The following is a 24,993-nucleotide window of genomic DNA, read 5'->3' as shown; positions in this document are numbered from 1 at the left end:
AGGGTGCTCGGCGCACGGGTGTCGCCCATTCGGCGTGTATGTTCCGGGGCCGAGAGCCACGGAAGGGACCAATCCGGTGAACAAGAAGCTCGCGGCCGCACTGTCCGGCGGTGCGGTACTGGTACTGGCGCTGTCCGGCTGCAGCAGCGACGACACGAATGATCAGCTGAACTCCTGGGCCAAGAAGGTCTGCGACTCCGTGCAGCCGCAGATCAAGAAGATCGCGGCGGCCAACGCCTCGATCCAGAAGGAGACCTCGGACGACAGCGCACCGGCGGACGTGCAGAAGGCCGACTCCCAGGGCTTCCAGGACATCTCCGACGCCTACAAGGCGATGGCCACGGCCATCCAGAAGGCGGGAGCACCGGATGTCGAGGACGGTGCGACGAAGCAGAAGAACGCGGTGACCGAGCTGAATCAGCTGTCGGCCGCGTATGCCGAGCTGAAGAAGAAGTCGGACGCGCTGAACACGAAGGACCAGGCGAAGTTCGCGGACGGGCTCGAAGGGGTCGCGACGGAGCTGGAGAAGTTGAGCCAGACCGGGAGTGACGCGTTGAAGGAGCTGGAGAAGGGGGAGGTGGGGCAGGCGATGGCCGAGCAGGAGAGCTGCAAGTCGGCGACCGTGTCCGGCACCGCCTCGGCGCCGGCTTCCGCGGCGAAGAGCTGACCGGGCGGGAGCTGAGCGAGGGCTGACTGGGCCGGGGGCCTCTGGGTGCCCGGCGGTCGGAGCTGGGCGGGGGTGGGACGCGCTTGCCGGCGCTTACAGGGCGCCGCTGCGCCCGCCCTCCCCCACTCCCGGCTTCGCTCGAGCGGGAGGTGCCCCCATCGTCCCAGCGGCACGATTGCCCGCAACCAGGGCGATGGGTGTGGGCAGCCGCCCCAGCGGCACGACGGTATCCAACGGCGCGACCGGGCGCGGCTAGGGTGAGGAGTGTGAGCAACTCCAGGCTGTCCTCCCTGCCCTCCACCGACCGTCCCGAAGTCACTCAGCGGCTTCGGGAGGCGTTTCTCGGTGTCGACTTCACCGCCGACGGGCTCCTCGAACTGCTCGGGGCGTCCGCGTACGCGGCGTTGGCCCGGAGTGAGGTCGTGCCGGCGCTCAGGGCTACGCGAGGGGAGACGCCGCTCGAGGCGCTCGTGCGGCTGTTTCTGTTGCAGCAACCGGTGGCACGCGCGCGCGTGGACGGCGTTTTGCCCGTGGACGAGTGCGTGGAGTGCGGGTGGCTGGATCAGGTCGGTGACGGCGAGGTCGTCGCCACCGTGGATGTGCGGCCGTACGGCGGGTCCGCCGGCGAGGACTGGTTCATCGTGTCCGACCTCGGGTGTGCCGTCGGCGGGGCCGGGGGGATCGGGAGCCGGGACGAAGGGGTTGTGCTCGGAGTGGGCGGGGCGTCCACCACGCTCGCCGGGATCACCGTGCGGACGCCGGTCGAGGCCGCCCTCGACCTCGGGACCGGCTCCGGGATCCAGGCGCTGCACGCCTTGCAGCACGCCACCCGGGTGACGGCGACCGACCTCAACCCGCGCGCGCTGCACATCACGGCGCTCACGCTGGCACTCTCCGGCGTGCCCGCCGCCGATCTGCGCCAGGGCTCGCTCTTCGAGCCGGTGGGGGAGGACGAGACGTACGACCTCATCGTGTCGAATCCGCCGTTCGTCATTTCTCCCGGTGCCCGGCAGACCTATCGCGACGGCGGGATGGGCGGGGACGATCTGTGCCGCTCGATCGTTCAAGGGGTGGGGGAGCGGCTGAACGAGGGCGGCTTCGCGCAGTTCCTCGCCAACTGGCAGCACGTGGAGGGGGAGGACTGGCAGGAGCGGCTCAGGTCGTGGGTGCCGCGTGGGTGCGACGCGTGGATCGTGCAGCGCGAGGTCCAGGACATCACGCAGTACGCGGAGTTGTGGCTGCGGGACGCGGGCGACCACCGGGGTGACATGGCCGAGTACCAGGCGCGGTACGACGCCTGGCTCGACGAGTTCGAGGCGCGGAAGGTGAAGGCTGTCGGGTTCGGCTGGATCACCCTGCGGAAGTCGGCCGCCGCGGACGCCGCGCCGTCGATAACCGTCGAGGAATGGCCGCATCCGGTCGAACAGCCGCTCGGCGAGACCGTACGGGACCACTTCTCGCGCATCGACTACCTGCGGTCCAACGACGACGCGGCGCTGCTCGCCGCGCACTTCCGGCTCACCGCCGAGGTCGTCCAGGAGCAGGTCGGGCTGCCCGGCGCCGAGGATCCCGAGCATGTGGTGCTGCGTCAGAACCGTGGCATGCGCCGGGCCGCGAAGGTGGACACGGTCGGTGCCGGATTCGCCGGTGTGTGCGACGGGACGCTCAGCGCGGGACGGATTCTGGACGCCATCGCCCAGCTCGTGGGCGAGGACCCGGTGGCGCTGCGCGACCGGACGCCGCTCCAGATCCGACTGCTGGTGGAACAGGGGTTCCTCGAACCGGCCCAGTGAGCAGACTCGTACGGCTTCCGACGCCCCGTCCCTGTCGTGGACGGGGCGTATCCGTACCCCTGAGGCGCATGTGCCCGGTCTGACTGGATTGATCCGCAAAAGGGCTCCTGTCAGTGGCACGTGCGAAGCTATTTTCAAGAGACGGATTCGACGTGTCCTCGGGGGAGGCACGCGCTGTCTCTGGGGGGATCGGGGGATCGCGATGGGGGATACGCCGGAGCAGGGCCAGGGAAGGGTCATCAACGGCCGGTATCGACTGCTGCGCACGCTCGGTGTGGGCGGCATGGGCCGGGTCTGGCTCGCGTACGACGAGGAGTTGGCCTGCGAGGTCTCGATGAAGGAGATCTCCCTGCCCGACGTCCCGATGGATGCGACCGAGCCCGTACAACGCATCGCCCGGGCCCGCAGCGAGGCCCGGCACGCCGCACGCCTGCGCGGTCATCCGCATGTGGCCACGGTCCACGACGTGGTGCTGCACGAGGGCCTGCCGTGGATCGTCATGGAGTACGTGCCGGACGCGATCGACCTCCAGGCGGTCGTACGGCAGCGGGGGCCGCTCTCGCCCGAGCAGGTCGCGCGGATCGGGCTCGCCGTCCTCGACGCGCTCACCGCCGGCCACCGGATCGGCATCCTCCACCGGGATGTGAAACCGGCCAACATCCTCCTCGCGGCCGACGCCTCGGGCGACCCGTACGCGCGTGTGCTGCTCACCGACTACGGCATCGCGCTCCAGCCGGAGTCCCGCGAACCCCGGCTCACCGCCACGGCCGGCATTCTCGGTACGCCCGGGTACCTGGCGCCCGAGCGGGCGCGGGGTGAGCCGCCGACCCCGGCCGCCGACATGTTCTCGCTCGGCGCCACGCTGTACGCGGCGGTCGAGGGCCGTGGCCCCTTCGACCGGCACGGCGAGTACGCGACACTCACGGCCCTGCTGGGCGAGGAGCCCACGCCCCCCGTCCGCGCCGGTGAACTGGCGCCCGTCCTGCACGGGTTGCTCATCAAGGACCCGGTGCGGCGGCTGTCGCCGGAGGCGGTGGCGCGCGGCCTGGAGCGGGTGGCGGACGAGGGCGGCGCCGCGACACCGCCGGGCTGGGGAGCCACCCCGGCGTCGGCGCCCGAGGGCTTCGGACCCGTTGCCGGTACCCCCGGCGGCCATGCGACCGCCGGCCCGCCCCAGGGTTACGCGGCGGGCGCACCGCCCGGCTATGTGGCCGCCGCGCAGGCAGGCAACGGGGGAACGCCGAACACACCGCACACGCCGGGCGCCGGGTACGCGCCGCACACACCCGGGGCGCCGCCGACGCCGAACACCCCGGCGGGAGGTCCGCCCACGCCGGGCGACCCGTCGCCGTACGGCCCTTGGCAGCAGGCGCAGCCCCGGGGCCCGTACGACGGCTACAACCCGTACGGGGGCGGCCAGTCCGGGTCGTACGGGAGCGTCGCCGGCAACCAGTCCGGGCCGTACGGCGGCACCGTGGGCAACCAGTCGCTGCCCTACTCGGCCAACCCGTCGACGCCCTACGGCGGTGGCGGCGCCGCTCCGCCGGGCAGCGCGGGGTTCCCGACCATCACGGCCGGTGCTCCGGCGCCCAGTGGGCCGAAGCGGAAGGTGCCGGCGGCCGGGATCGTCGCGATCGTCGTGGCCGTCCTGCTGGTGGCGGGCGGCGGGACCTGGCTGACGGTCAACATGATCGGTGACGACAACCCGCCAGGCCCATCGCCGTCCGAGAGCCCGGAGGCGCTCGCTTCGCAACCGGGCTCGGAATACCCCTACGGCAAGAACGCGGCCCTCAGGAAACCGCTGGAGGTGGGGGACTGCGTCAAGGCGGTCTGGACGGGGACGGCGTTCAAGTCGGTGCCCGACCTGGGCGTGGTGGACTGCGACGAGGACTGGCCGGACGGCCAGGTCGTGGCGATCGAGACGGCGTCCGACCACGAGGAGGCCCGCACCAGCGGCGCGCAGCGTTGCGCCAACCAGGCCGACCCGATGGCCGAGGCCCTGCCCGACGCGGACGTCTACGCACTCGTCCCGACGAAGGCGGGCTTCACCACGGCCAAGGGTGGTACGGCATGTCTCGTACTCGGCAAGCACGTCCCGATCGGCGGCGAGGTGGGCCGGCTCCGTGACGTGGGCATGAACCTGTGGCCCACCCAGATGGCCATAGGTGACTGCTGGGACTACACCACGAGGGACGACGAGGGGTACGACGCACCGCTGACCGACTGTGCCGAAGCGCACACCGACCAGGTGGTCGGATCGGTGCAGGCGCCCGACAGCATGACCTTCCAGGGCGCCCTCGACGAAGGCGGCAAGCTGTGCACCAACAGGTTCGAGTCGACTTGGGCGCCCGGGGCTGACCTGATCGTGTCGGGATGGGTGACCGACAAGAACGAGTGGGAGAAGGGCTTCAACAAGGTGGTGTGCACGGTGCGCAACGCCGACGCCTCGAAGACGGCCGGGAAGATATCCACGCCGGGCTCGGTCTGAGAGCCGGACCGGGAGCCCGGATGCCTGGCGTTCACCTCGGGTTCGCGTGCCCGCTTCCCATACGTGCCAGCCTCCCGTCGCTGGGTGACAAGGGCGGGAGGACGGGACATGGAGAGCGGACCGGCGATCTTCACGGGAGTGGTGTTCGCCCTGTTCGGGGGCGGGCTGCTGCTGTGGACCACGATCCGGGTGCGCCAGGGCGAACCGGTCGCCCACGGGGTGCGTCCTGTGATGTCCGCAACGCTCGCGAGCGTCGTGGCGGTCGCCGCCCTCGCGCTCGGCGCGTGGTGCTTCACGCGGCTCTGAGCAGGCGCCGGAATCCTGGGCCGGGAAGCTCGTGGGGTAACCGAGACGTGACGCTCCGTATCGGTCGGAAGGGGTCGATGCACACGCCGGGCGGCAGGAATGGCGGTAGTCGGGTTACCGTTCGAGTGGCCGTTGCGGGCTTTTCCCGTTTGACACGGGGGCGGGATGTACCGTCACACTCCGCAGCGTCAGCATGACCCGACCCCCGGGCAGCAGGCTGAGCCTCCATGTGAGGCACAAGCCACTGGGGGTGCCCGACCCCGGGACGTAGCCTGGGGAGACCCAGCGTCGACCGGAGAGAAGAGCGAAGTTGTCCCCGACCAGCGAGACCGCGAAGGGCGGCCGCCGACTCGTCATCGTCGAGTCGCCTGCCAAGGCGAAGACGATCAAGGGCTATCTCGGCCCCGGCTACATCGTCGAGGCGAGCGTGGGGCACATCCGCGACCTTCCCAACGGCGCCGCGGAGGTGCCCGAGCAGTACACCGGCGAGGTGCGCCGCCTCGGCGTGGACGTCGAGCACGACTTCCAGCCCGTCTATGTGGTCAACGCGGACAAGAAGGCGCAGGTCAGGAAGCTCAAGGACCTGCTGAAGGACTCCGACGAGCTCTTCCTCGCCACCGATGAGGACCGCGAGGGCGAGGCCATCGCCTGGCACCTCCAGGAGGTCCTCAAGCCCAAGGTCCCGGTCAAGCGGATGGTCTTCCACGAGATCACCAAGGCCGCGATCCAGGCCGCCGTCGCCAACCCGCGCGAGCTGAACCAGAAGCTGGTCGACGCCCAGGAGACCCGTCGCATCCTCGACCGCCTCTATGGCTACGAGGTCTCGCCGGTCCTGTGGAAGAAGGTCATGCCGCGGCTGTCGGCGGGCCGTGTCCAGTCCGTCGCGACCCGGCTCGTGGTGGAGCGGGAGCGCGAGCGGATCGCGTTCCGTTCCGCCGAGTACTGGGACCTGACCGGCACCTTCGCGACCGGCCGCGCCGGTGACGCCTCCGACCCGTCGTCCCTGGTCGCGCGCCTGCAGTCCGTCGACGGCCGCCGTGTCGCCCAGGGCCGTGACTTCGACTCGCTCGGACAGCTCAAGGGCGCGAACGTCCTGCACCTGGACGAGGCGAACGCCCGCGCGCTGGCCGCCGCCCTGGAGAGCACGCGCTTCTCCGTCCGGTCCGTCGAGTCCAAGCCGTACCGCCGCTCGCCGTACGCCCCGTTCCGTACGACGACGCTCCAGCAGGAGGCCTCGCGGAAGCTGGGCTTCGGGGCCAAGGCGACCATGCAGATCGCGCAGAAGCTGTACGAGAACGGCTTCATCACGTACATGCGTACGGACTCCACGACGCTCAGCGACACCGCGATCGCCGCCGCCCGCGCCCAGGTCACGCAGCTGTACGGCGCCGACTATCTGCCGGCGCAGCCGCGTACGTACGCCGGGAAGGTCAAGAACGCGCAGGAGGCGCACGAGGCGATCCGACCCTCGGGCGATCGTTTCCGTACCCCGGCGGAGACAGGGCTGACCGGCGAGCAGTTCAAGCTGTACGAGCTGATCTGGAAGCGGACCGTCGCCTCCCAGATGAAGGACGCGACGGGTAACTCCGTCACGGTGAAGATCGGTGGCACGGCCGCCGACGGCCGGGACGCCGAGTTCAGCGCCTCAGGCAAGACGATCACCTTCCACGGCTTCCTCAAGGCCTACGTCGAGGGCGCCGACGACCCGAACGCCGAGCTCGACGACCGCGAGCGCCGGTTGCCGCAGGTCAACGAGGGTGACGCGCTCTCCGCCGAGGAGATCACGGTCGACGGGCACGCTACGAAGCCGCCCGCCCGCTACACCGAGGCGTCGCTGGTCAAGGAGCTGGAGGAGCGGGAGATCGGCCGTCCGTCGACGTACGCGTCGATCATCGGAACGATTCTCGACCGGGGCTATGTGTTCAAGAAGGGCACGGCTCTGGTGCCGTCCTTCCTGAGCTTCGCCGTGGTCAACCTGCTGGAGAAGCACTTCGGGCGGCTCGTCGACTACGACTTCACCGCCAAGATGGAGGACGACCTCGACCGCATCGCGCGGGGCGAGGCCCAGGCGGTGCCGTGGCTGCGCCGGTTCTACTTCGGTGAAGCTGCATCTGATAGCGACTCCGTCGCGGGCGTGGCGAACGGCAGCGCGGCCGAGGCGGGCAACGGCGACGGGGACCACCTTGGTGGTCTGAAGGAGCTGGTGACCGACCTGGGCGCGATCGACGCGCGCGAGGTCTCGTCGTTCCCCGTCGGCAACGACATCGTGCTGCGCGTCGGGCGCTACGGCCCCTACATCGAGCGCGGCGAGAAGGACACCGAGCAGCACCAGCGCGCGGACATCCCCGACGACCTCGCGCCGGACGAGCTGTCCGTCGAGCTGGCGGAGGAACTGCTGGCGAAGCCGAGCGGTGACTTCGAGCTGGGGGCCGACCCGGTCACCGGCAACCAGATCGTCGCCAAGGACGGGCGCTACGGTCCGTACGTCACGGAGATCCTGCCCGAGGGCACGCCGAAGACCGGCAAGAACGCGGTCAAGCCGCGGACGGCCTCGCTGTTCAAGTCGATGTCCCTGGACACGGTGACGCTCGAGGACGCCCTCAAGCTGATGTCGCTGCCGCGGGTCGTCGGCGCGGACGCCGAGGGGCAGGAGATCACCGCGCAGAACGGGCGGTACGGGCCGTATCTGAAGAAGGGCACGGACTCGCGTTCGCTGCAGTCCGAGGAGCAGCTCTTCACCATCACCCTCGAAGAGGCGCTGGAGATCTACTCCCAGCCCAAGCAGCGGGGGCGGGCCGCGGCCAAGCCGCCGCTCAAGGAACTGGGTGCCGACCCGGTCAGCGGGAAGCCGGTCGTGGTGAAGGACGGGCGCTTCGGGCCGTACGTCACCGACGGCGAGACCAATGCGACGCTGCGGTCCGGGGACAGCGTGGAGGCGATCACGCCGGAGCGTGGGTTCGAGCTGCTCGCCGAGAAGCGGGCGAAGGCGCCGGCCAAGAAGACCGCGAAGAAGGCGCCGGCGAAGAAGACGGCGACCAAGGCTGCGGCGAAGAAGGCAGCACCGGCGAAGAAGGTGGCCGCGAAGAAGACGGCGACTTCCAAGACGGCTGCGGCGAAGAAGGCCGCGCCGGCGAAGAAGGTGGCCGCCAAGAAGGCTGTGCCGGACGCCTGACGGCTCGGGGTGCGGGTGGGTCGGCGACTGCCGGTTGGTCGTGGTGGAGCGCGCCCACGCGGCGGAGCCGCACATCGACACAGCCCCGCCCCCCTTGGGTCGGCCGCCGGTGACCTTGGCCTGAATCTTCACCTCGCCTTCGCTGAACGTGCGTGTTGTGTGTGCGTTTGGGCGTCGGTTCGGCGTGTCGGTGGGTGCCGATAGGCTGAAAGCATGATGCGAGGCGAGCAGCCGATGGCCCAGACTCCGGCCCCCGATGACGCCCTGGCCGCCGACTCCAGGGAGCGTGCGGTACGGGCGCTGTTGCGTCAGCCACAGCTCAAACGGCTGTGGAGCGCACAGCTCGTGGGTGGTGTCGGGGACGTCCTCGCGCTGTTCGTGCTGGTACTTCTCGTTTTTCAGACGGCGATCGCCGAGGGCGCCTTCGGGGGTGGGTACCGGGGCGTCGCCCTCACCGTGGCGGCCGTGTTCGGTACGCGCGTGCTCGCGACGCTGCTCTTCGGCGCCGTACTCCTCGGACCGCTCACCTCGCTGACGTCTCAGGAGGGGCTGCTCGACCGACGCTGGACCATGGTCGGTGCCGACGGGCTGCGGGTGCTGCTGCTGATCGTGGCGCCCCTGTGGATCGACTGGACGCCGGACAACGCGCTCGCGGTGCTCCTGGTGACCGTGTTCGTCGCCGGGGTCGCCGAGCGGTTCTGGACGGTCTGCCGGGAGAGCGCGGCGCCCGCGCTGCTGCCCACGCCGCCGCTGGAGGGCGCGACCGTACGTCCGCTGCCGGACCACATGGACGCGCTGCGGCGACTGTCCCTGCGTACCGGATTCGTGGCGGTGCCCTTCGCGGCCGCGGTGCTCGTCGTCGCGTCGCTGCTGAACAATCTGCTGGGCGCGGGCATCGACTGGTTCGGTCAGCATCAGGCGGCGCTCGCGTCGTACGTCGCCGCCGGGCTCTTCGCCGCCTCGCTGTCCGTGGTGACCTTCCTCGAACTGCCCAAGACGCGTACACCGCGCGCGCGGTCGCCGCTGGAGGGGCTGCGTCGGCCCAAGACCGGTACCGGTGTCGACAAGGGTCGTACGGGTGCGATTCCGATCCTGGTGCTCGCGTGTGGCGCTGTTGCCGGTGCCGTCGCTGCGGCCGTCGCCGTCGCCGTGCTGCACGCCAAGGACCTGGGCGGCGGGCCGGTGATGTACGGGCTGCTCGTCGTCGCGCTGACCGGTGGGGTCGTATTCGGGATCCGTCGGGCGTCGGCTGTGCTGCCCTCGCTGTCGCGACGTCGGCTGCTCGCGCTGGCGATCGCCTTCACGGGGATCGCGCTGCTCGCCGCCGGGCTCGTGCCGGATGTCACCAGTGTGGTGCTGATCTTCGGTCTTGCGGGTGTGGGCGCGGGCATCGCCGCGAACACCGGGCACACGCTGCTCGACCAGGAGGCCGAGGACTTCCGGCGGGCGCGGACGACCGATCATCTGCATGCCGTCGTACGGGTGTTTGTGGCGCTGGCGGCTCTGGTGGCGCCGCTCTTCGCCGCGCTGATCGGGCCGCACCGGCTCGAGAGCGGGAAGTTCGTCTTTGCGCACGGGGGCGCGGCGTTCACGTTGATGCTGGTGGGGGCGTTGCTGCTGCCGGTGGCCGCGCTGCTGCTCGCCAAGGTCGACGACCGGTCCGGGGTGCCGCTGCGGCATGACCTGCGGGACGCGTTGCTGGGCGGGGACGATCCGGTGCAGGCGCCGGCCGCGTCCGGGTTCTTCATCGCCGTGGAGGGCGGTGACGGTGCCGGGAAGTCCACCCAGGTCGAGGCGCTCGCCGAGTGGATCCGGGCCAAGGGGCACGAGGTCGTGGTCACGCGGGAGCCGGGGGCCACTCCGGTGGGGAAGCGGCTGCGGTCGATTCTGTTGGACGTCAGCAGTGCCGGGTTGTCGCATCGGGCCGAGGCGCTGCTTTACGCGGCTGATCGGGCCGAGCACGTGGATACGGTGGTTCGGCCTGCTTTGGAGCGGGGCGCTGTTGTCATTTCGGATCGGTACATCGATTCGTCCGTGGCTTATCAGGGGGCCGGGCGGGATCTCTCGCCGACTGAGATCGCTCGGATCTCGCGGTGGGCCACCGATGGGCTCGTGCCTCATCTGACTGTGCTGCTGGATGTTTCGCCGGAGGCCGCGCGGGAGCGGTTCACCGAGGCGCCGGATCGGTTGGAGTCGGAGCCGGTCGAGTTCCATGAGCGGGTGCGGGCCGGGTTCCTGACGTTGGCCGCGGCGGATGCCGGGCGGTATCTGGTGGTGGACGCCGGGCAGGATCCGGAGGCCGTGACGACCGTTGTCCGGGCTCGGCTGGATGTGATGCTGCCGCTGTCCGAGGCAGAGGTGAAGGCGCAGGAGGAAGCGCGGCGCAAGGCCGAGGAGGAAGCGCGGCGCAAGGCCGAGGAAGAGGCCGTGCGCAAGGCCGAGGAAGAGCGGCTGGAGCGTGAGCGCCAGGAGGAGCTCGCGCGGCTCCGTGCCGAGGAAGAGGAGCGCAAGCGGCGCGAGCTGGAGGAGGCTCAGCGGCGCGAGGCGGAGCGGCAGGCCGAGGAGGCCCGGCAGCGGGCGGAGGAGGCCCGTCGTCGTGCCGAGGAGGAGCAGGCGCGGCTCCTCGCCGAGGAGAAGGCCCGGGCCGAGGAGGAAGAGCGGCGGCGGGTCGAGGAGGAGCGTCGCCGTCAGCAGGCCGCGGAGGAGCAGCGGCTGCGGGAGGAGGCGGAGGCGCGGCGCCTCGAGAAGCAGCGGAAGGCCGAGGAGGCATTGCTTCGGGCCGAGGAGGCTCGGAGGGTTGCGGCCGAGAGCGCGGCTGCGGCTGAGACTGAGCGGGTGGCTCAGGCCGAGCGGGACGCTGCGGCTGCGGCTGAGGCCGAGAGGGTGGCTGAGGCTGAGCGGGCCTCGGGGGCTTCCCGGGCCGGTGGGGCCGGTGGGGCTGATGAGCAGGCGACTGTGCCTACGCCGGTTGTGACGCCGACGAACGCGTCTGGTGGACCGGTGGATGAGACGGCTGTGTTGCCGCCGGTGCGGCCGGTGCGGCCGGGTGGGGCAGAGGGGGCGGATTCGGAGACCACGGCGAAGTTGCCGTGGCCGCCGGCGCCGCCTGTGGGGGCGGAAGAGGAGACCGCGGTGTTGCCGCCGGTGCCTCCGGGGGCGGCTGACGAGACCGCCGTGCTTCCTCCTGTGCGTGACGATCGGGTGCCGCCGGGGTTCTTCCGGGATGAGCGGCCGGGGGCGGGGACGGAACCGAGGCCTGATGGGGCGGAGGATCGGACTCGGGAGATACCTCAGGTCGATGCGGAGGGGGCTCCTCGGCGTCGGCAGCGGTCCGACTGGGCCGAGGAGACGCCGCTGGACGATCTGCCGACGCTGGCGGATGAGCTGCTGGGGCCGCATGAGGACGACGACGGCGGTGAGGGGCGGCGGGGCTGGGGGCGGCGGCGCCGGGGCTGAATCGCTGCGGGCCCGTTCTTGGGGTTCGGCGCGTGCTGCGGTTGGGCCGGTTCACGTGGGGTGTGGATGGGGTCGAGGCTCGCGCTCCACGCGATGGGCATGACGTACCGGCACGGCCCCTTCCGCCGTCTCGCGGCTGACCCGCCCGTGGTGGTGGCTGTCCTACGCCGCTGCCCCCTCGCTGCGGACAGTCGTGCGTCGCCCCGGCGGGAGTTGACCCGCCGGGGCGACGCCTGCTGTTCGGCCGTCATGTGAACTACGGGACGGTCCGCCGGCTCACGGGAACGTCAGGCTCCAGCCGTTGATCCGGCCCGTGTCCTGCGCCGCGTTGTCCTGGACCCGCAACTGCCAGACGCCGTTGGCGACTTCGGAGGACGCGTTCACCGTGTACGTGGTGGCGATGTTGTCCGAGCTGCCGCCGGTGCCGTACGCCTTCATCGTGTACGCCGTGCCGTCCGGGGCGATCAGCTGCACCTGGAGGTCACCGATGTAGGTGTGGGTGATGTCGACCCCCACCGCGAGGTTGGAGGGCGCGTTGCCCGTCCGGCCCGAGACGGTGATCGAGGACGTGACCGCCGCTCCGTTGTCCGGAATCGATACGTCGGTGCCGTTCTCGAAGGAGGTGCCGCCGCCTCCGCCACCGCCGGGCCGCGTGCCCACGTTCACGCCCGCCCACGCGTTCTGCACCGCCGTGTACTCGGCGGACGTGGTGCCGTACAGCTCACCGGCGACCGCGAGGGTGCCGGTGCGGGCGCCCGCGTAGTTGGTCGTCGACGTGAACTTCGTCGTCAGTGCCTTGAACCAGATCTGCTCCGCCTTGGCGCGGCCGATGCCGGTCACCGGCAGGCCGTCCGAGGTGGGCGAGTTGTAGCTGACGCCGTTGACGGTCTTGGCGCCGCTGCCCTCGGAGAGGAGGTAGAAGAAGTGGTTCGCGGGGCCCGACGAGTAGTGCACGTCGATCGAGCCGATGCCCGAGTACCAGGCGTCCTTGGACGAGCCGTCCTTGCTCGGCTGGTCCATGTAACGCAGCGGCGTGCCGTCGCCGTTGATGTTGATCTCCTCGCCGATGAGGTAGTCACCGACGTCGGAGGAGTTCGCCGCGTAGAACTCGACCGTCGAGCCGAAGATGTCCGAGGTGGCCTCGTTCAGGCCGCCGGACTCGCCGGAGTACCGCAGGCCGGCCGTGTTGGACGTCAGGCCGTGGGTCATCTCGTGCGCGGCGACGTCGATCGACGTCAGCGGGTTGGCGTTGCCCGAGCCGTCGCCGTACGTCATGCAGAAGCAGGTGTCCTGCCAGAACGCGTTGACGTAGTTGTTGCCGTAGTGCACGCGGGAGTAGGCGCCGACGCCGTCGCCGCGGATGCCGTTGCGGCTGTGCACGTTCTTGTAGTAGTCCCAGGTCAGTGCCGCGCCGTAGTGGGCGTCGGCGGCGGCCGACTCCAGGTTCGACGGGCTGCCGTTGCCCCACACGTCGTCGGAGCCGGAGAAGAGCGTGCCGGTGCCGGAGGTGCCGCGGTTCAGGTTGTACGTCTTGTGGCCGCCGCGCGCGCCGTCGGTGAGGTTGTACGTCGACCCGGACTGCGTGGTGCCGAGGGTGACCTGGCCGCTGTACACCGTGTTGCCGGTGCCGGTCTCGATCGCCTCCCACTCGTACAGCTTCTCGCCGGTGGTGGCGTCCATGATGACGTGGAGCTCCTGCGGGGTGCCGTCGTGCTGGAAGCCGCCGACGACCGTCTCGTACGCGAGGACCGGCTTGCCGCCGGCCGCCCAGACGACCTTGCGGGGCGCCCGGTTGACGTCCGGGTTCTTGGCGTCCTCGGCCTCGGCCGCCTTCAGGGCCTGCTTCTCGGCCTTCGCGGCCGTGACGGTGGGCTTCAGCGACTTGACCTCGATCGTCGCCTTGGTGGCCTTGACGATGCCCTCGGTCTCGCCCGCCTTCGACGTCTCGACGACCAGGTCGCCGCCGAGGACCGGGAGGCCGTCGTACGTCCGCTCGTACCGTGTGTGCACGGTGCCGTCGCGGTCCTTGACCACGTCACGGACGACCAGCTTCTCCTTGGCGCCGAGGTTCAGCTCCTCGGCCGTCCGGGCCTTCGTGGCGTTGGCCTCGCGTATCAGCTCGGCGCGCTGTGCGGGGGTGAGCTTCACCGGGAGCGCGCCCGGGTTGGCCTTGCTCGCAGCCGACGGTGCCTTCTCCGGGGCGGCGGTGGCGGCGCCCGACTGGACGGCCGCGGCCAACAGGGCGGTCACGGCGACGAGCGCGCCGGCGGCGGCCCTTCGCTGGGTGGTGCGGGTGAAGGTGTTGCGGGTGTGGGAGGTGCGTCTGTGGGACTGGCGTCTCAACACTGACTCCTTCTGCGTGGCCGCGGGTCGCACGGCCGGGGAGACCGGACGGTCGGACGCCGCCCGGGCAGAACGGTGTGTCACGCGAAAACCACATGCGTGGGGGTGCTTCGCGCCACGGCAACGGGGTTTGTGAGGTTGCTGTGCCGCGGTTGTGGGCAGAGTGGCAGGCGTGTGCGGGTTATGTCAGGACCGCGTCAAAAGGTTGGCCGGAAGTCGTCCGTTGGCCGGGTGGTCATGTTCGGTATACGGACTGTTCGCCCTGGGTTCGGCTCCAGATGTGCCGCATCGCCTCTGCGGCCGTCAGGTCGGGATCGCGCTCAAACGGCCGATGGCCGCTCCCCGTGCCACGAGTGCCACAGCGCCGCGTACGCCCCCTCCGCCGCCACCAGTTCCTCGTGCGTGCCGAGTTCGGTGAGGAGTCCGTCCTCCATCACGGCCACGCGGTCGGCGTCGTGGGCGGTGTGGAGGCGGTGGGCGATGGCGATGACCGTGCGGCCCTGCAGTACGGCGGCCAGGGCGCGTTCGGTGTGGCGGGCGGTCGCCGGGTCCAGCAACGCCGTGGCCTCGTCGAGGATGAGGGTGTGGGGGTCGGCCAGGACGACGCGGGCCAGAGCGAGTTGCTGGGCCTGGGGTCCGTCCGTGCGGTGGCCGCCCTGGCCGAGGCGGGTGCCGAGGGCGTCCGGGAGGTCGCGGACCCAGATGTCGGCGCCCACGGCCGTGAGGGCGGCCCACAACTGCTCGTCCGTGGCGGTTGGTTCGGCGATGAGGAGGTTGTCGCGGACCGTGCCGAGGAAGACGTGGTGCTCCTGGGTGACCAGGACGACCTGGCGGCGCAGGCGCTCCGGGCCGAGGCCGACGACCGGCACCCCGCCCACCGTGACCGTGCCCGACGTCGGCGCGTCGATGCCGGCCAGGAGCCTGCTCAGGGTGGTCTTCCCGGCACCGGACGGGCCGACGACGGCCAGGCGTTCCCCGGGGCGAACGGTCAGGTCGACCCCGCGCAGCACCTCGCCGCCCCGGTCGTAGGCGTAACGGACACCGGTCACGTCGATGCGGTCGTCCGCCGGTTCCGGGGAGTCGGCGGAGTCCGCCCGCGGAGCCCCGGCCAGGCCCTCCACGCGGGCGAACGAGGCGCCGCTGCTCTGCAGTTGCTCGACCCGCATCAGGATCTCGTCGAGCGGACCGCTGAGCTGCTGCAGATACAGGGCCGCCGCCACCACCGCGCCCAGACTCATCGAGCCGCGCTCGTGCAGCACCCCGCCCAGCAGCAGGATCGTCACCACGGGCACGAAGTAGGAGATGTCCACGCCCGGGAAGAACACCGAGCGCAGGAAGAGGGTGTGGAAGCGCCGGCGCCGGGACGTCTCCAGCGCCTTCCGGCTCGCGGCGATACGCCGCCGCTCCAACCGCAGCGCCTCGACCGTACGGGCGCCGGACGCGGTCGCCGCGACGATCTCCGCGACCTCGGAGCCCGCCGCGCCCTCCGCGAGATAACCGGCGCGCGCCCGGCGCAGATACCAGCGCAGCACGATCCAGATGCCGGTCAGACCGAACAGCCCGCAGACACCGAGCAGCGGGTCCAGCGCGAACACCGCACCGAGCAGGAACAACGCCTGCACCGAACTGATGAGCAACTCGGGCCCGACATCGCGCAGCGTCTTGCCGACCGTGTCCACGTCCGCCGTGCCGCGCGCCGTCAGATCACCGGCGCCGGCCCGTTCCACGACCGACGCGGGCAGCGCCAGCGTCCGGTCCACGAACTCCTCGCGCACCCGTGCCAGGATCCGCTCCCCGAACCGGTGCCCCACATACCGGGCCCAACGCGCCAGCAGCAACTGCGCCACCGCGCACAGCAGGAGCGTGAGCGCCAGCCGGTCCACTGCCCCGACGCCGCCCCCGCCGCGCACCTCGTCGATGATCCGCCCCAGCAGCCAGGGCCCCGCGAGCCCCGTCCCGGCCGCCGCCGCGTTCAGCCCCAGCACGGCGAGAAAGGCCCGCCCGTCGGCGCGCACCAGACGGACGGCGGCCCGCCGCACATCGGCGGGGCCGGCGATGGGCAGGCGGCCCACCATGCCGGGGGTCGGTTCGCCGGCGTCGGTGGTGGGTTCGCCGGCGTCGGTGGTGGGTCCCTTGGTCACCGTACGACCTCCTCGCTCGCGGCCTCGTCCGTGTCGTCCTCCGCCTCGCCCGCGTCCCGCGCCACCAGTGCCCGGTAGCCCGGCTCGCCGGCCAGCAGTTCGCGGTGGCTGCCCGTGGCGGCGACCTTGCCCTCGACCAGGTAGTGGACGGTGTCCGCGTGGTCCAGGACAAGGGGCGAGGTGGTGGTGACGACGGTCGTACGGCCCTCGCGGGCCGCCCGCAGCCGCTGGGCGACCCGGGCCTCGGTGTGGGCGTCCAGCGCCGAGGTCGGCTCGACGGCGAGCAGGACCTCGGGGTCGGCGAGCAACGCCCGGGCCAGCCGCAGGCGTTGCCGCTGGCCGCCGGAGAGGTTGCGGCCCTGGGCGTCGATCGGCGAGTCCAGGCCGTCCGGCAGGCCCTGGACGATGTCCTCGGCCACGGCCGCCCGTAACGCCTCCCGCACGGCGAGGTCGTCGTCCCGCTCGCCCAGCAGCTCGCGCAGCCGCCCCGCGAACAGGTCGGCCTCGTGGTCGGCGACCAGGATCCGTGCGCGGACCTGCGCCAACGGGATCTCGTCGAGGGGGATTCCGCCCCAGGTCGCCGCCGTCGGAGCGTACCGCCCGAGCCGGTCCACGACGGCCGTGGCGTCGCCCGGCCGGTCGCCGGCCAGCGCGGTCAGCCGGCCGGGCGACACCCGAACGCCCGACTCGGGGTCGTGCAGCGCCGCCGGCTCGGCGGGCGCGTCCTCGGTGCCGTGGTCCGGCAGGGGCTCCAGAGTCAGGAACCGGATGACGCGCCGTGCCGCCACCACCCCGCGGCTGACCTCGTAGCCCCAGTCCACGAAGTACGACACCGGCCGCACCAGCACCGTCACATACCCGTACACCGACACCAACTCGCCCACCGTGATGGACCCTTGCGCGGCGAGCCGGGCCGCCAGCCAGGTCACCACCGCCAGGAACAGGGTCGGCAGCCCCACCCCGATCGCCTGCACCCAGCTGGTCACCGACCCCACCCGGTACCCCTGCGCCCGCAGCCGCTGTGAGTCCCGGTGGAACGCGTCGGCGATCAGGCCCTTGCCGCCGAGGCCGTTGAGGACGCGCAGCCCGCCCGCGAGGTCCGCGATCCGCGCGGTCAGCACGCCCTGTCGTTCGCGGTACTCCGTCTCCGTGCCCTGCAGACGGCGCAGCAACGGGCCCACGAGTACGGCCATCAACGGCATCCCGAGGAGTACGACCGCGGCGATCGGCAGCGAGACCGACACGAGCAGGCCGGCGACCACCAGATACGCGGCGATCGCGCCGACGCCGGGGCCGATGACGGTCAGCGAGGAGGAGATCGTGTTGACGTCGCCGACGCCGATCGTGACGACCTCGCCGGTGCCGATGCGGCGGGGGAGGGCCGCGCCCAGTCTCACCGCGTGGGCGATCACGACCTTCACCGTGCGGAAGTTGGCGTCCATGCGGACGCGGGTCATCGTGCGGTGGCGCATGACGCTCAGCCAGGCGTTGAAGGCGCCCACGGCGAAGAGTGTGGCCGTCCAGGTGGCCAGGGCCGGGTAGTCGCCGGGTTGGAGGCCCTCGTCGATGGCGCGGGAGAGGAGGTACGGGGTTGCCGCCAGCAGCACCATCCATACGCAGGAGATGAGGGAGCCCATTGCGGATCGGGCCGCCTGTTGTTTGACCAGCCACCACAGGTAGCGGGCGCCGCCGCGGCAGTCCGGTGTGCCGGGATCCTCGTACGCGTCGATCATCCGCCCCCGCTTTCCTGTTCCGTCCATGAGTTGTCTCGCCCCCGCCCCAGCGCTCCGCTTGGGGGGCCGGGGGAGCTCGGGTGGGTGGGTGTGTTGGCGGGTGCGGGTTGTGTGGGGTTGCTCGCGCAGTTCCCCGCGCCCCTTGAAAGCACGGGGTGCGGCCTTGTCTTTCAGGGGCGCGGGGAACTGCGCGACAAGCCCCCACCGGCCCGCAGTCGAACGTGCGACCTCACCAGTCCGTTGCCTACGCCAAGCTGTCCCTCCACGCCCGGTGCAGGTCCGCGAAACGGCCCGTTCCCGCGATCAGTTCCGCCGGGCTGCCGTCCTCCACCACCCGGCCCTGTTCCATCACCAGTACCCGGTCGGCGATCTCCACCGTCGACAGACGGTGGGCGATGACCACGGCCGTGCGGCCGCGGAGCACCGTGGCCATCGCGCGCTGCACCGCCCGTTCGCCGGGGATGTCCAGGGAGCTGGTGGCCTCGTCGAGGATGAGGACGGCGGGGTCGGCCAGCAACGCGCGGGCGAAGGCGACCAGTTGGCGTTGGCCGGCGGAGATGCGGCCGCCGCGTTTGCGTACGTCGGTGTCGTAGCCCTCGGGCAGGGCGGTGATGAAGTCGTGGGCGCCGATGGCCTTGGCGGCCCGCTCGATCTCCTCCCGGGTGGCGTCGGGGCGGCCGATGGCGATGTTCTCGGCGACCGTGCCGGAGAACAGGAACGACTCCTGGGTGACCATGACCACCCCGCGCCGCAGCTCGGGCACGGGGAGGTCGCGCAGATCGACGCCGTCGAGCAGGACCCGGCCGGCCGTGGGGTCGTAGAAGCGGGCCAGCAGTTTGGCGAGGGTCGACTTGCCGGCGCCGGTGGAGCCGACCACCGCGACCGTGCTGCCCGCCGGGAGGGTGAGGTCGAAGCGGGGCAGGATCTCGCCACCGGTGCGGTAGGCGAACGTCACGCCCTCGAACACGACCTCGCGGCCCGGGAGTTCGGAGGCCGGGGGAGGCAGTTCCCTCGGCTCGGCCGGCTCCGGGACCGAGGGGGTCTGGGCGAGGAGGCCCGCGATCTTCTCCAGTGACGCCGCCGCCGACTGGTACGAGTTGAGGAACATGCCGAGCCGGTCGATCGGGTCGTACAGGCGCCGCAGATACAGCACCGCGGCCGCCAGCACACCCAGTGCCAGCGACTCCGACGCCACCCGGTAGGCGCCCCACAGCACGATCGCCGCCACCGTGATGTTCGCGACGACACGGGAGCCGACCACATAGCGGGCCATCTCCAGGATGGCGTCGCCGTTGGTGCGTTCGTGGTGCCGGTTCAGGCGCCCGAACTCCGCGTCGTTGACGGCCTCCCGGCGGAACGCCCGCACCGGCCGGATGCCGTTCATCGTCTCCGCGAACTTCACGATCACCGCGGCGATCGCCGTCGACCGGGCGGCGTAGACGCTCGCCGCGCGGCGCTGGTACAGCCGCACCAGCCCGTACAGCGGCACGAACGACGCCAGCGCCGCCGCACCGAGGCCCAGGTCCAGCCAGAGCAGCATCGCCGAGATGTAGGCGCAGGCGAGGATCACGCCGACGAGTTCCTGCAGCCCCTCGTTGAGCAGCTCGCGCAGCGACTCGACGTCCGTGGTGGAACGGGAGATGAGCCGGCCCGAGGTGTACCGCTCGTGGAAGTCGATGCTCAGCGCCTGCGCGTGCCGGAAGATCCGGCCGCGCAGATCGAGCAGCACGTCCTGGTTCACCCGCGCCGACGCCCCGATGAACGCGTACTGCAACCCGCCCGCCGCCACCGCGCACAGCAGATACCCGACCGCCACCGCGACCAGCGGCCCGTGCCGGCCGTCGCGGAACGCCGGTACGGCACTGTCGATCGCGTACGCCACCAGCAGCGGGCCCGCCTGCACCGCCGCCTGCTGGAGCAGGAGCAGCACACTGGTCATCACCACGCGGGCCTTCATCGGCGCGAGCAGGGAGCGGAGGAGGGCGAGGGTGGCGCCCGGGGGAGTGGGCAGAGCGTCTCGGTCGAAGGGGTCGCCCTTGTGCGGCTGCGGGCCGTGTGAGTCGGCGTTGTTGTCGTTGTCGTCGGCGGCCGGCGCGGTGGTCGTGGGCGCCGTCATCGGTCGTCCTCCTCGGTCCCGGACATCAGATGCGCGTACTCGGCGTTCGTGCGCAACAGTTCGTGGTGGGTGCCGACCGCGGCGATCCGGCCACCCGAGAGCAGGGCCACGCGGTCGGCGAGCAGGACCGTCGACGGGCGGTGCGCCACGATCAGCGCGGTCGTCTCTGCCAGCACCCGGCGCAGCGCGGCCTCCACCGCGGCCTCCGTGTGCACGTCCAGTGCCGACAGCGGATCGTCCAGCACCAGGAAACGGGGCCGGCCCACCACCGCCCGCGCGAGCGCCAGCCGCTGCCGCTGGCCGCCGGAGAGGCTGAGGCCCTGCTCGCCCACCTGGGTGGCGGTGCCCTGCGGGAGGGCGTGCGCGAAGTCCGCCTGGGCGATGGCCAGGGCGCGGTCCAGGTCGGGGGTGCCTGCGTCGGGGCGGGCGCCCATGAGGACGTTCTCGCCCACGGTCGCGGAGAAGAGGGTGGGTTCCTCGAAGGCCACGGACACCTTCGCGCGCAGCTCTTCCCGGGACATCTCGGTGATGTCCTCGCCGTCCAGGGTGATCCGGCCGCTCGTCAGCTCGTGCAGACGGGGGACGAGGGCGGTGAGCGTCGTCTTGCCGGAGCCGGTGGCGCCGACCAGGGCCATGGACTCGCCGGGGCGGATGTGGAGGTCGATGTGGTCGAGGACGGGGGGCGTGTCGGGGGCGGCGTCGGGGTAACGGAACCGGACGTTGTGGAACCGGAGGCCGCCCGTCGCAGCTGCGGGCAGTCGTGCCGCTGGGGCGGCACGGGTGGGCGCAGCGGCACCTCGAACCGCCGAGCTGCGGAACCTCCCCCCGGCCGACACCAGCTCCGGCACACTCGAAGCCTCGGCCGAGGTAACCCCCGGTCCCGAAGACTCCGGCTCCGCGTCCATCACCTCGAAGTACCGTTCCGTCGCCGTCGCCGCCTCCTGGCTCATCGCCAGCAAGAAGCCGATGGAGTCGACGGGCCACCGCAGTGCGAGGGCCGTGGAGAGGAAGGCGACCAGCGTGCCCGCCGACAGCTGCCCGTCGGCGACCTGCACCACACCGACGATCAGCGCCGCCCCGATCGCCAGTTCGGGGAGCGTCACGATGACGCCCCAGATGGTGGACAGGAGGCGGGCCTTGCGCAGTTCCGTGCCCCGCAGCGTCCGCGACAGTTCCCGGAAGGCCCGAGCCTGGCTCCGGTGCCGCCCGAACCCCTTGATGATGCGGATCCCGAGCACGCTCTCCTCGACGACCGTCGTCAGGTCGCCCACCTGGTCCTGCGCGAGCCGCGCCACAGCGGCGTACTTCTTCTCGAAGACGACGCAGGTGACGACCACCGGCACGGCGGGACCAAGGATGATCAGCCCGAGCGTCCAGTCCTGCCCCAGCATGATGATCACGCCGACGACGATGGTCACCGCGTTGACCAGCAGGAACGTCAGCGGGAAGGCGAGGAACATCCGCAGCAGCATCAGATCCGTCGTACCGCGCGACAGTAACTGCCCCGAGGCCCACCGATCGTGGAAGGCGACCGGCAGCCGCTGCAGATGCCGGTACAGATCCGCGCGCATCGATGCCTCGACCCCGGCGAGCGGCCGTGCGATCAGCCACCGCCGCAGCCCGAACAGCAGCGCCTCGGCGAGCCCGAGCAGCAGCAGATACAGCGCCCCGAGCCACACGCCCGCCGGATCCCGGTCCGCGACCGGCCCGTCCACCATCCACTTCAGGACGAGCGGGATGACCAGCCCCAGGCACGAGGCGATGATCGCGACGAACGCGGCGGTGAACAGCCGCGCCCGCACGGGCCGCACATACGGCCACAGCCGCAGCAGTGTGCGTACGGCGGAACGGTCCTTGATCTCTGTCTCTTGGTCGGCTTCTTCGGCGGTTGCACGTGTCGTGGGCATCAGCAGCGAGCCTACGGACCGCCACTGACAACGCCCACCGAGTTTCGGCCGGGTGCGGGGTTACTCGGCTGCGGCCAGGGCGGCGCGCAGGGGATTGTTGATCTTGCCATTGATGCGTGAGGTACGGATGCACGCTGCCGTGCAGAGCAGGGTGAGGAAGCCCGCGACCAGAAGGGTCACAGGCCAGCCGACCAGGTCTCTGCCCGATGCGAGTGCCAGCCAGAAGACGTGGGCCATACGAGCGGGTCGGCCGATGTGGCCCCGCCCCGCCCGCCGGGACTCTGGCACGCCAAGTCGGGCGTCAAGGACTGGGCGACGGCGGTGGCGACGGCGTACGAGCGCGGAATCCCGCCGCTTCCTCAGCTGACTACCTTCAGCAGCAGCACCGCCCGCGCCGGCACCGTCACCGCCTCCCCCGCCCGGTGCACCACCCCCGGTCCCTCCGTCTGCTCCTCCCGCGTGGTGTCCACGACGACCTCGTACCGCTCCGCCCACGGCGTCCCCGGCAGCACGAAACTCACCGGGCGGTCCCCGGCGTGCAGCACGGCGAGGAAGCTGTCGTCGACGATCGGCGCCCCGCGCGCGTCCCGGCCGGGTATGTCGCGGCCGGACAAGTACATGGCGAGCGTGGCGGCCGGGGCGTACCAGTCCCCTTCCGTCATCTCGGTTCCGCGTGCCGTGAACCAGGCCAGGTCCCGCAGCCCGTCCGCCGAATGGGCCCGCCCGGAGAAGAAGGCCCGCCGCCGCAGCACCGGATGCTCGTGCCGGAGCGCGATCAGACGTGCGGTCAGGTCGAACAACGCCTTCCAGCCCGGATCCTCCAGCAGGCCCCAGTCCACCCAGCTGATCTCGTTGTCCTGGCAGTAAGCGTTGTTGTTGCCTCCCTGGGTGCGGCCCATCTCGTCCCCGGCGACCAGCATCGGGACACCCGTCGACAGCAGCAGCGTGGTCATGAGGTTCCGCAACTGCCGCCGCCTGAGCGCGCGTACCCGCTCGTCGTCCGTCTCGCCCTCGGCCCCGCAGTTCCAGGACCGGTTGTCGTCCGACCCGTCCCGGTTGCCCTCCCCGTTCGCCTCGTTGTGCTTGCGCTCGTACGACACCAGGTCGCGCAGCGTGAAACCGTCGTGCGCGGTGATGAAGTTGACCGAGGCGTACGGCCGCCGCCCGCCCCAGGCGTACAGGTCGCTGGAGCCCGAGAGCCGGTAGCCCAGGTCCCGTACGTCCGGCAGCGCGCCCCGCCAGAAATCCCGTACGGCGCCCCGGTAGCGGTCGTTCCACTCGGTCCACAGGGGAGGGAAGGCGCCGACCTGGTAGCCGCCGGAGCCGACGTCCCAGGGTTCGGCGATCAGCTTCACCCGGCGGAGCACCGGGTCCTGGGCGATCACCGCGAGGAACGGGGACAGCATGTCGACGTCGTGCATCGAGCGGGCCAGCGCCGCGGCCAGGTCGAAGCGGAAGCCGTCCACGCCCATCTCCGTCACCCAGTACCGCAGGGAGTCGGTGATCAACCGGAGGACGTGCGGCTGGACGACGTGGAGGGTGTTCCCGCAGCCCGAGTAGTCCGCGTAGCGGCGCGCGTCGCTCTGCAGCCGGTAGTAGCCCCGGTTGTCGATGCCCCGCAGCGACAGGCTCGGCCCGCGCTCGTCCGCCTCCGCCGTGTGGTTGTAGACCACGTCGAGGACGACCTCGATCCCGGCGGCGTGCAGCGCCCGCACCATCCGCTTGAACTCCCCGACCTGCTGCCCTCCCGTGCCCGACGCCGCGTACGCCGCGTGCGGGGCGAAGTAGCCGATCGAGTTGTAGCCCCAGTAGTTCCGCATGCCTCGGCGCAGCAGATGGTCCTCGTGGGCGAACTGGTGCACGGGCAGCAGCTCCACCGCCGTCACGCCCAGCTTCACCAGGTGCTCGATGGCCGCCGGATGCGCGAGCCCCGCGTACGTGCCGCGCAGCTCCTCGGGGATGCCGGGATGCGACCGCGTGAATCCCCGGACGTGCAGCTCGTAGATGACCGAGTCCGCCCACGGCGTCTTGGGACGGCGGTCGTCCATCCACTCGTCGTCGGTGGCGTCATCGTGCACGACGACACCCTTCGGGACGTACGGCGCCGAGTCCCGGTCGTCGCGCACGGTGTCGGCGACATGCTGATCGGGCCAGTCCCGGACATGCCCGTACACCTCCGGCGGCAGGCTGCTGTAATCATTCCCTTTGGCGCCGTCCACCGCCCGGGCGTAAGGGTCGAGGAGGAGCTTCGCCGGGTTCCAGCGGGCGCCGGTCCAGGGGTCCCAGCGGCCGTGCACGCGGTAGCCGTACCGCCGGCCGGGAAGGACGCCGGGCACGAAGCCGTGCCAGATCTCATGGGTCAGCTCGCCGAGGCGCAGCCGGGTCTCCTCGCCGTCCTCGGAGAACAGGCACAGCTCCACGGCCTCCGCCCCGCCCGCCCACAGCGCGAAGTTGGTCCCGGCGACCCCGTCCGGCCCCACCCGGAACCGCGCGCCGAGCGGCGTCGGCGCCCCCGGCCACACGGGTTGCGAAGGCTCCTCCCGGCTCTGCCTGCCGCCCAGCACGGCCGCCTGACGCGCGGCCGGTACCGCACGCATCTTCTGCACTGTCTCCTGCTCGGCTGCGCTCGACACCTCAGGCCTCCCGCGGCTCGGTGGGCGACAGAAAGGGGAGGTCAGGCGTCCCTACCTTTGGACCTCTCGTTCGGATCAGGCCTGGGGCGCGGGGCTTGGCACGCACATCTGCCGCGTTGTCGTCGGTTGCCGACGCTACGCGTCGACGCCCTCCTCCGCCCTGCAGCTGCACGCACCAAGCCCCGCTCACCGGCAGCCATCAGGCGCCGTCGCCCGAAGCCTGCCTGATCCCAACGAC

13 protein-coding genes are annotated in these 24,993 nt (G+C 71.4%); 6 read left to right on the top strand and 7 right to left on the bottom strand.

The features are described 5' to 3' along the window. Positions 1-76 precede the first annotated feature (76 nt). The 6 genes from CES90_RS39030 to tmk all read left to right on the top strand — a co-directional run bounded on the left by CES90_RS39030 (position 77) and on the right by tmk (position 11,882). Positions 77-667 carry a small secreted protein gene (locus tag CES90_RS39030; protein ID WP_229914309.1) on the top strand — a complete coding sequence of 197 codons (591 nt, stop codon included), beginning with the start codon at positions 77-79 and terminating at the stop codon, positions 665-667. Positions 668-933: 266 nt separating this feature from the next. Next, positions 934-2,460 (top strand): DUF7059 domain-containing protein, encoded by a 1,527-nt coding sequence (locus CES90_RS39025; RefSeq protein WP_189787048.1) that lies wholly within the window; start codon positions 934-936, stop codon positions 2,458-2,460. Between the two features lie 202 nt (positions 2,461-2,662). After that, the gene (locus CES90_RS39020; protein WP_189787047.1) at positions 2,663-4,948 is read left to right on the top strand and encodes a serine/threonine-protein kinase; all 2,286 of its coding nucleotides are present in this window, start codon (positions 2,663-2,665) and stop codon (positions 4,946-4,948) included. A 108-nt stretch (positions 4,949-5,056) separates the two neighbouring features. After that, positions 5,057-5,254, top strand: coding sequence for a hypothetical protein (locus CES90_RS39015; RefSeq protein ID WP_189787046.1), 198 nt, complete (start codon positions 5,057-5,059; stop codon positions 5,252-5,254). Positions 5,255-5,564: 310 nt separating this feature from the next. Next, entirely contained in the window at positions 5,565-8,426 is a 2,862-nt protein-coding gene (topA, locus tag CES90_RS39010) for a type I DNA topoisomerase (protein WP_189787045.1), read from the top strand. 213 nt (positions 8,427-8,639) lie between these two features. Then, positions 8,640-11,882: a dTMP kinase gene (tmk, locus tag CES90_RS39005; RefSeq protein ID WP_189787044.1), complete on the top strand. Its 3,243-nt coding sequence runs from the start codon at positions 8,640-8,642 to the stop codon at positions 11,880-11,882. A gap of 276 nt (positions 11,883-12,158) precedes the next feature. On the opposite strand, the gene CES90_RS39000 is transcribed toward tmk, so the two are convergent. The 7 genes from CES90_RS39000 to glgX all read right to left on the bottom strand — a co-directional run bounded on the left by CES90_RS39000 (position 12,159) and on the right by glgX (position 24,755). Then, a complete protein-coding gene (locus CES90_RS39000; protein ID WP_189785793.1) occupies positions 12,159-14,228 on the bottom strand; it encodes a M4 family metallopeptidase in 2,070 nt (689 codons plus the stop codon). Positions 14,229-14,545: 317 nt separating this feature from the next. Further along, positions 14,546-16,300: an ABC transporter ATP-binding protein gene (locus tag CES90_RS38995; protein ID WP_189785858.1), complete on the bottom strand. Its 1,755-nt coding sequence runs from the start codon at positions 16,298-16,300 to the stop codon at positions 14,546-14,548. Positions 16,301-16,362: 62 nt separating this feature from the next. Further along, on the bottom strand, positions 16,363-18,099 hold the full coding sequence (locus CES90_RS38990) for an ABC transporter transmembrane domain-containing protein (protein ID WP_189785857.1): 1,737 nt from the start codon (positions 18,097-18,099) through the stop codon (positions 16,363-16,365). A gap of 244 nt (positions 18,100-18,343) precedes the next feature. Next, a complete protein-coding gene (locus CES90_RS38985; protein WP_189785792.1) occupies positions 18,344-20,215 on the bottom strand; it encodes an ABC transporter ATP-binding protein in 1,872 nt (623 codons plus the stop codon). Then, positions 20,212-22,122 (bottom strand): ABC transporter ATP-binding protein, encoded by a 1,911-nt coding sequence (locus CES90_RS38980; protein ID WP_189785791.1) that lies wholly within the window; start codon positions 22,120-22,122, stop codon positions 20,212-20,214. The genes CES90_RS38985 and CES90_RS38980 overlap by 4 nt, the downstream gene beginning before the upstream one ends. A gap of 60 nt (positions 22,123-22,182) precedes the next feature. After that, positions 22,183-22,359, bottom strand: coding sequence for a hypothetical protein (locus CES90_RS38975; protein ID WP_208921539.1), 177 nt, complete (start codon positions 22,357-22,359; stop codon positions 22,183-22,185). A gap of 122 nt (positions 22,360-22,481) precedes the next feature. Further along, complete coding sequence (gene glgX, locus CES90_RS38970) at positions 22,482-24,755, bottom strand: glycogen debranching protein GlgX (protein WP_189785789.1); 2,274 nt, start codon at positions 24,753-24,755, stop codon at positions 22,482-22,484. Positions 24,756-24,993 lie beyond the last annotated feature (238 nt).

It is taken from the genome of Streptomyces capitiformicae, from assembly GCF_002214185.1.
Classification (GTDB): Bacteria; Actinomycetota; Actinomycetes; order Streptomycetales; family Streptomycetaceae; genus Streptomyces; species Streptomyces capitiformicae.
The sequence above is the reverse complement of the archived record's forward strand: the minus strand, read 5'-3'. Positions and strand labels throughout refer to the sequence as shown.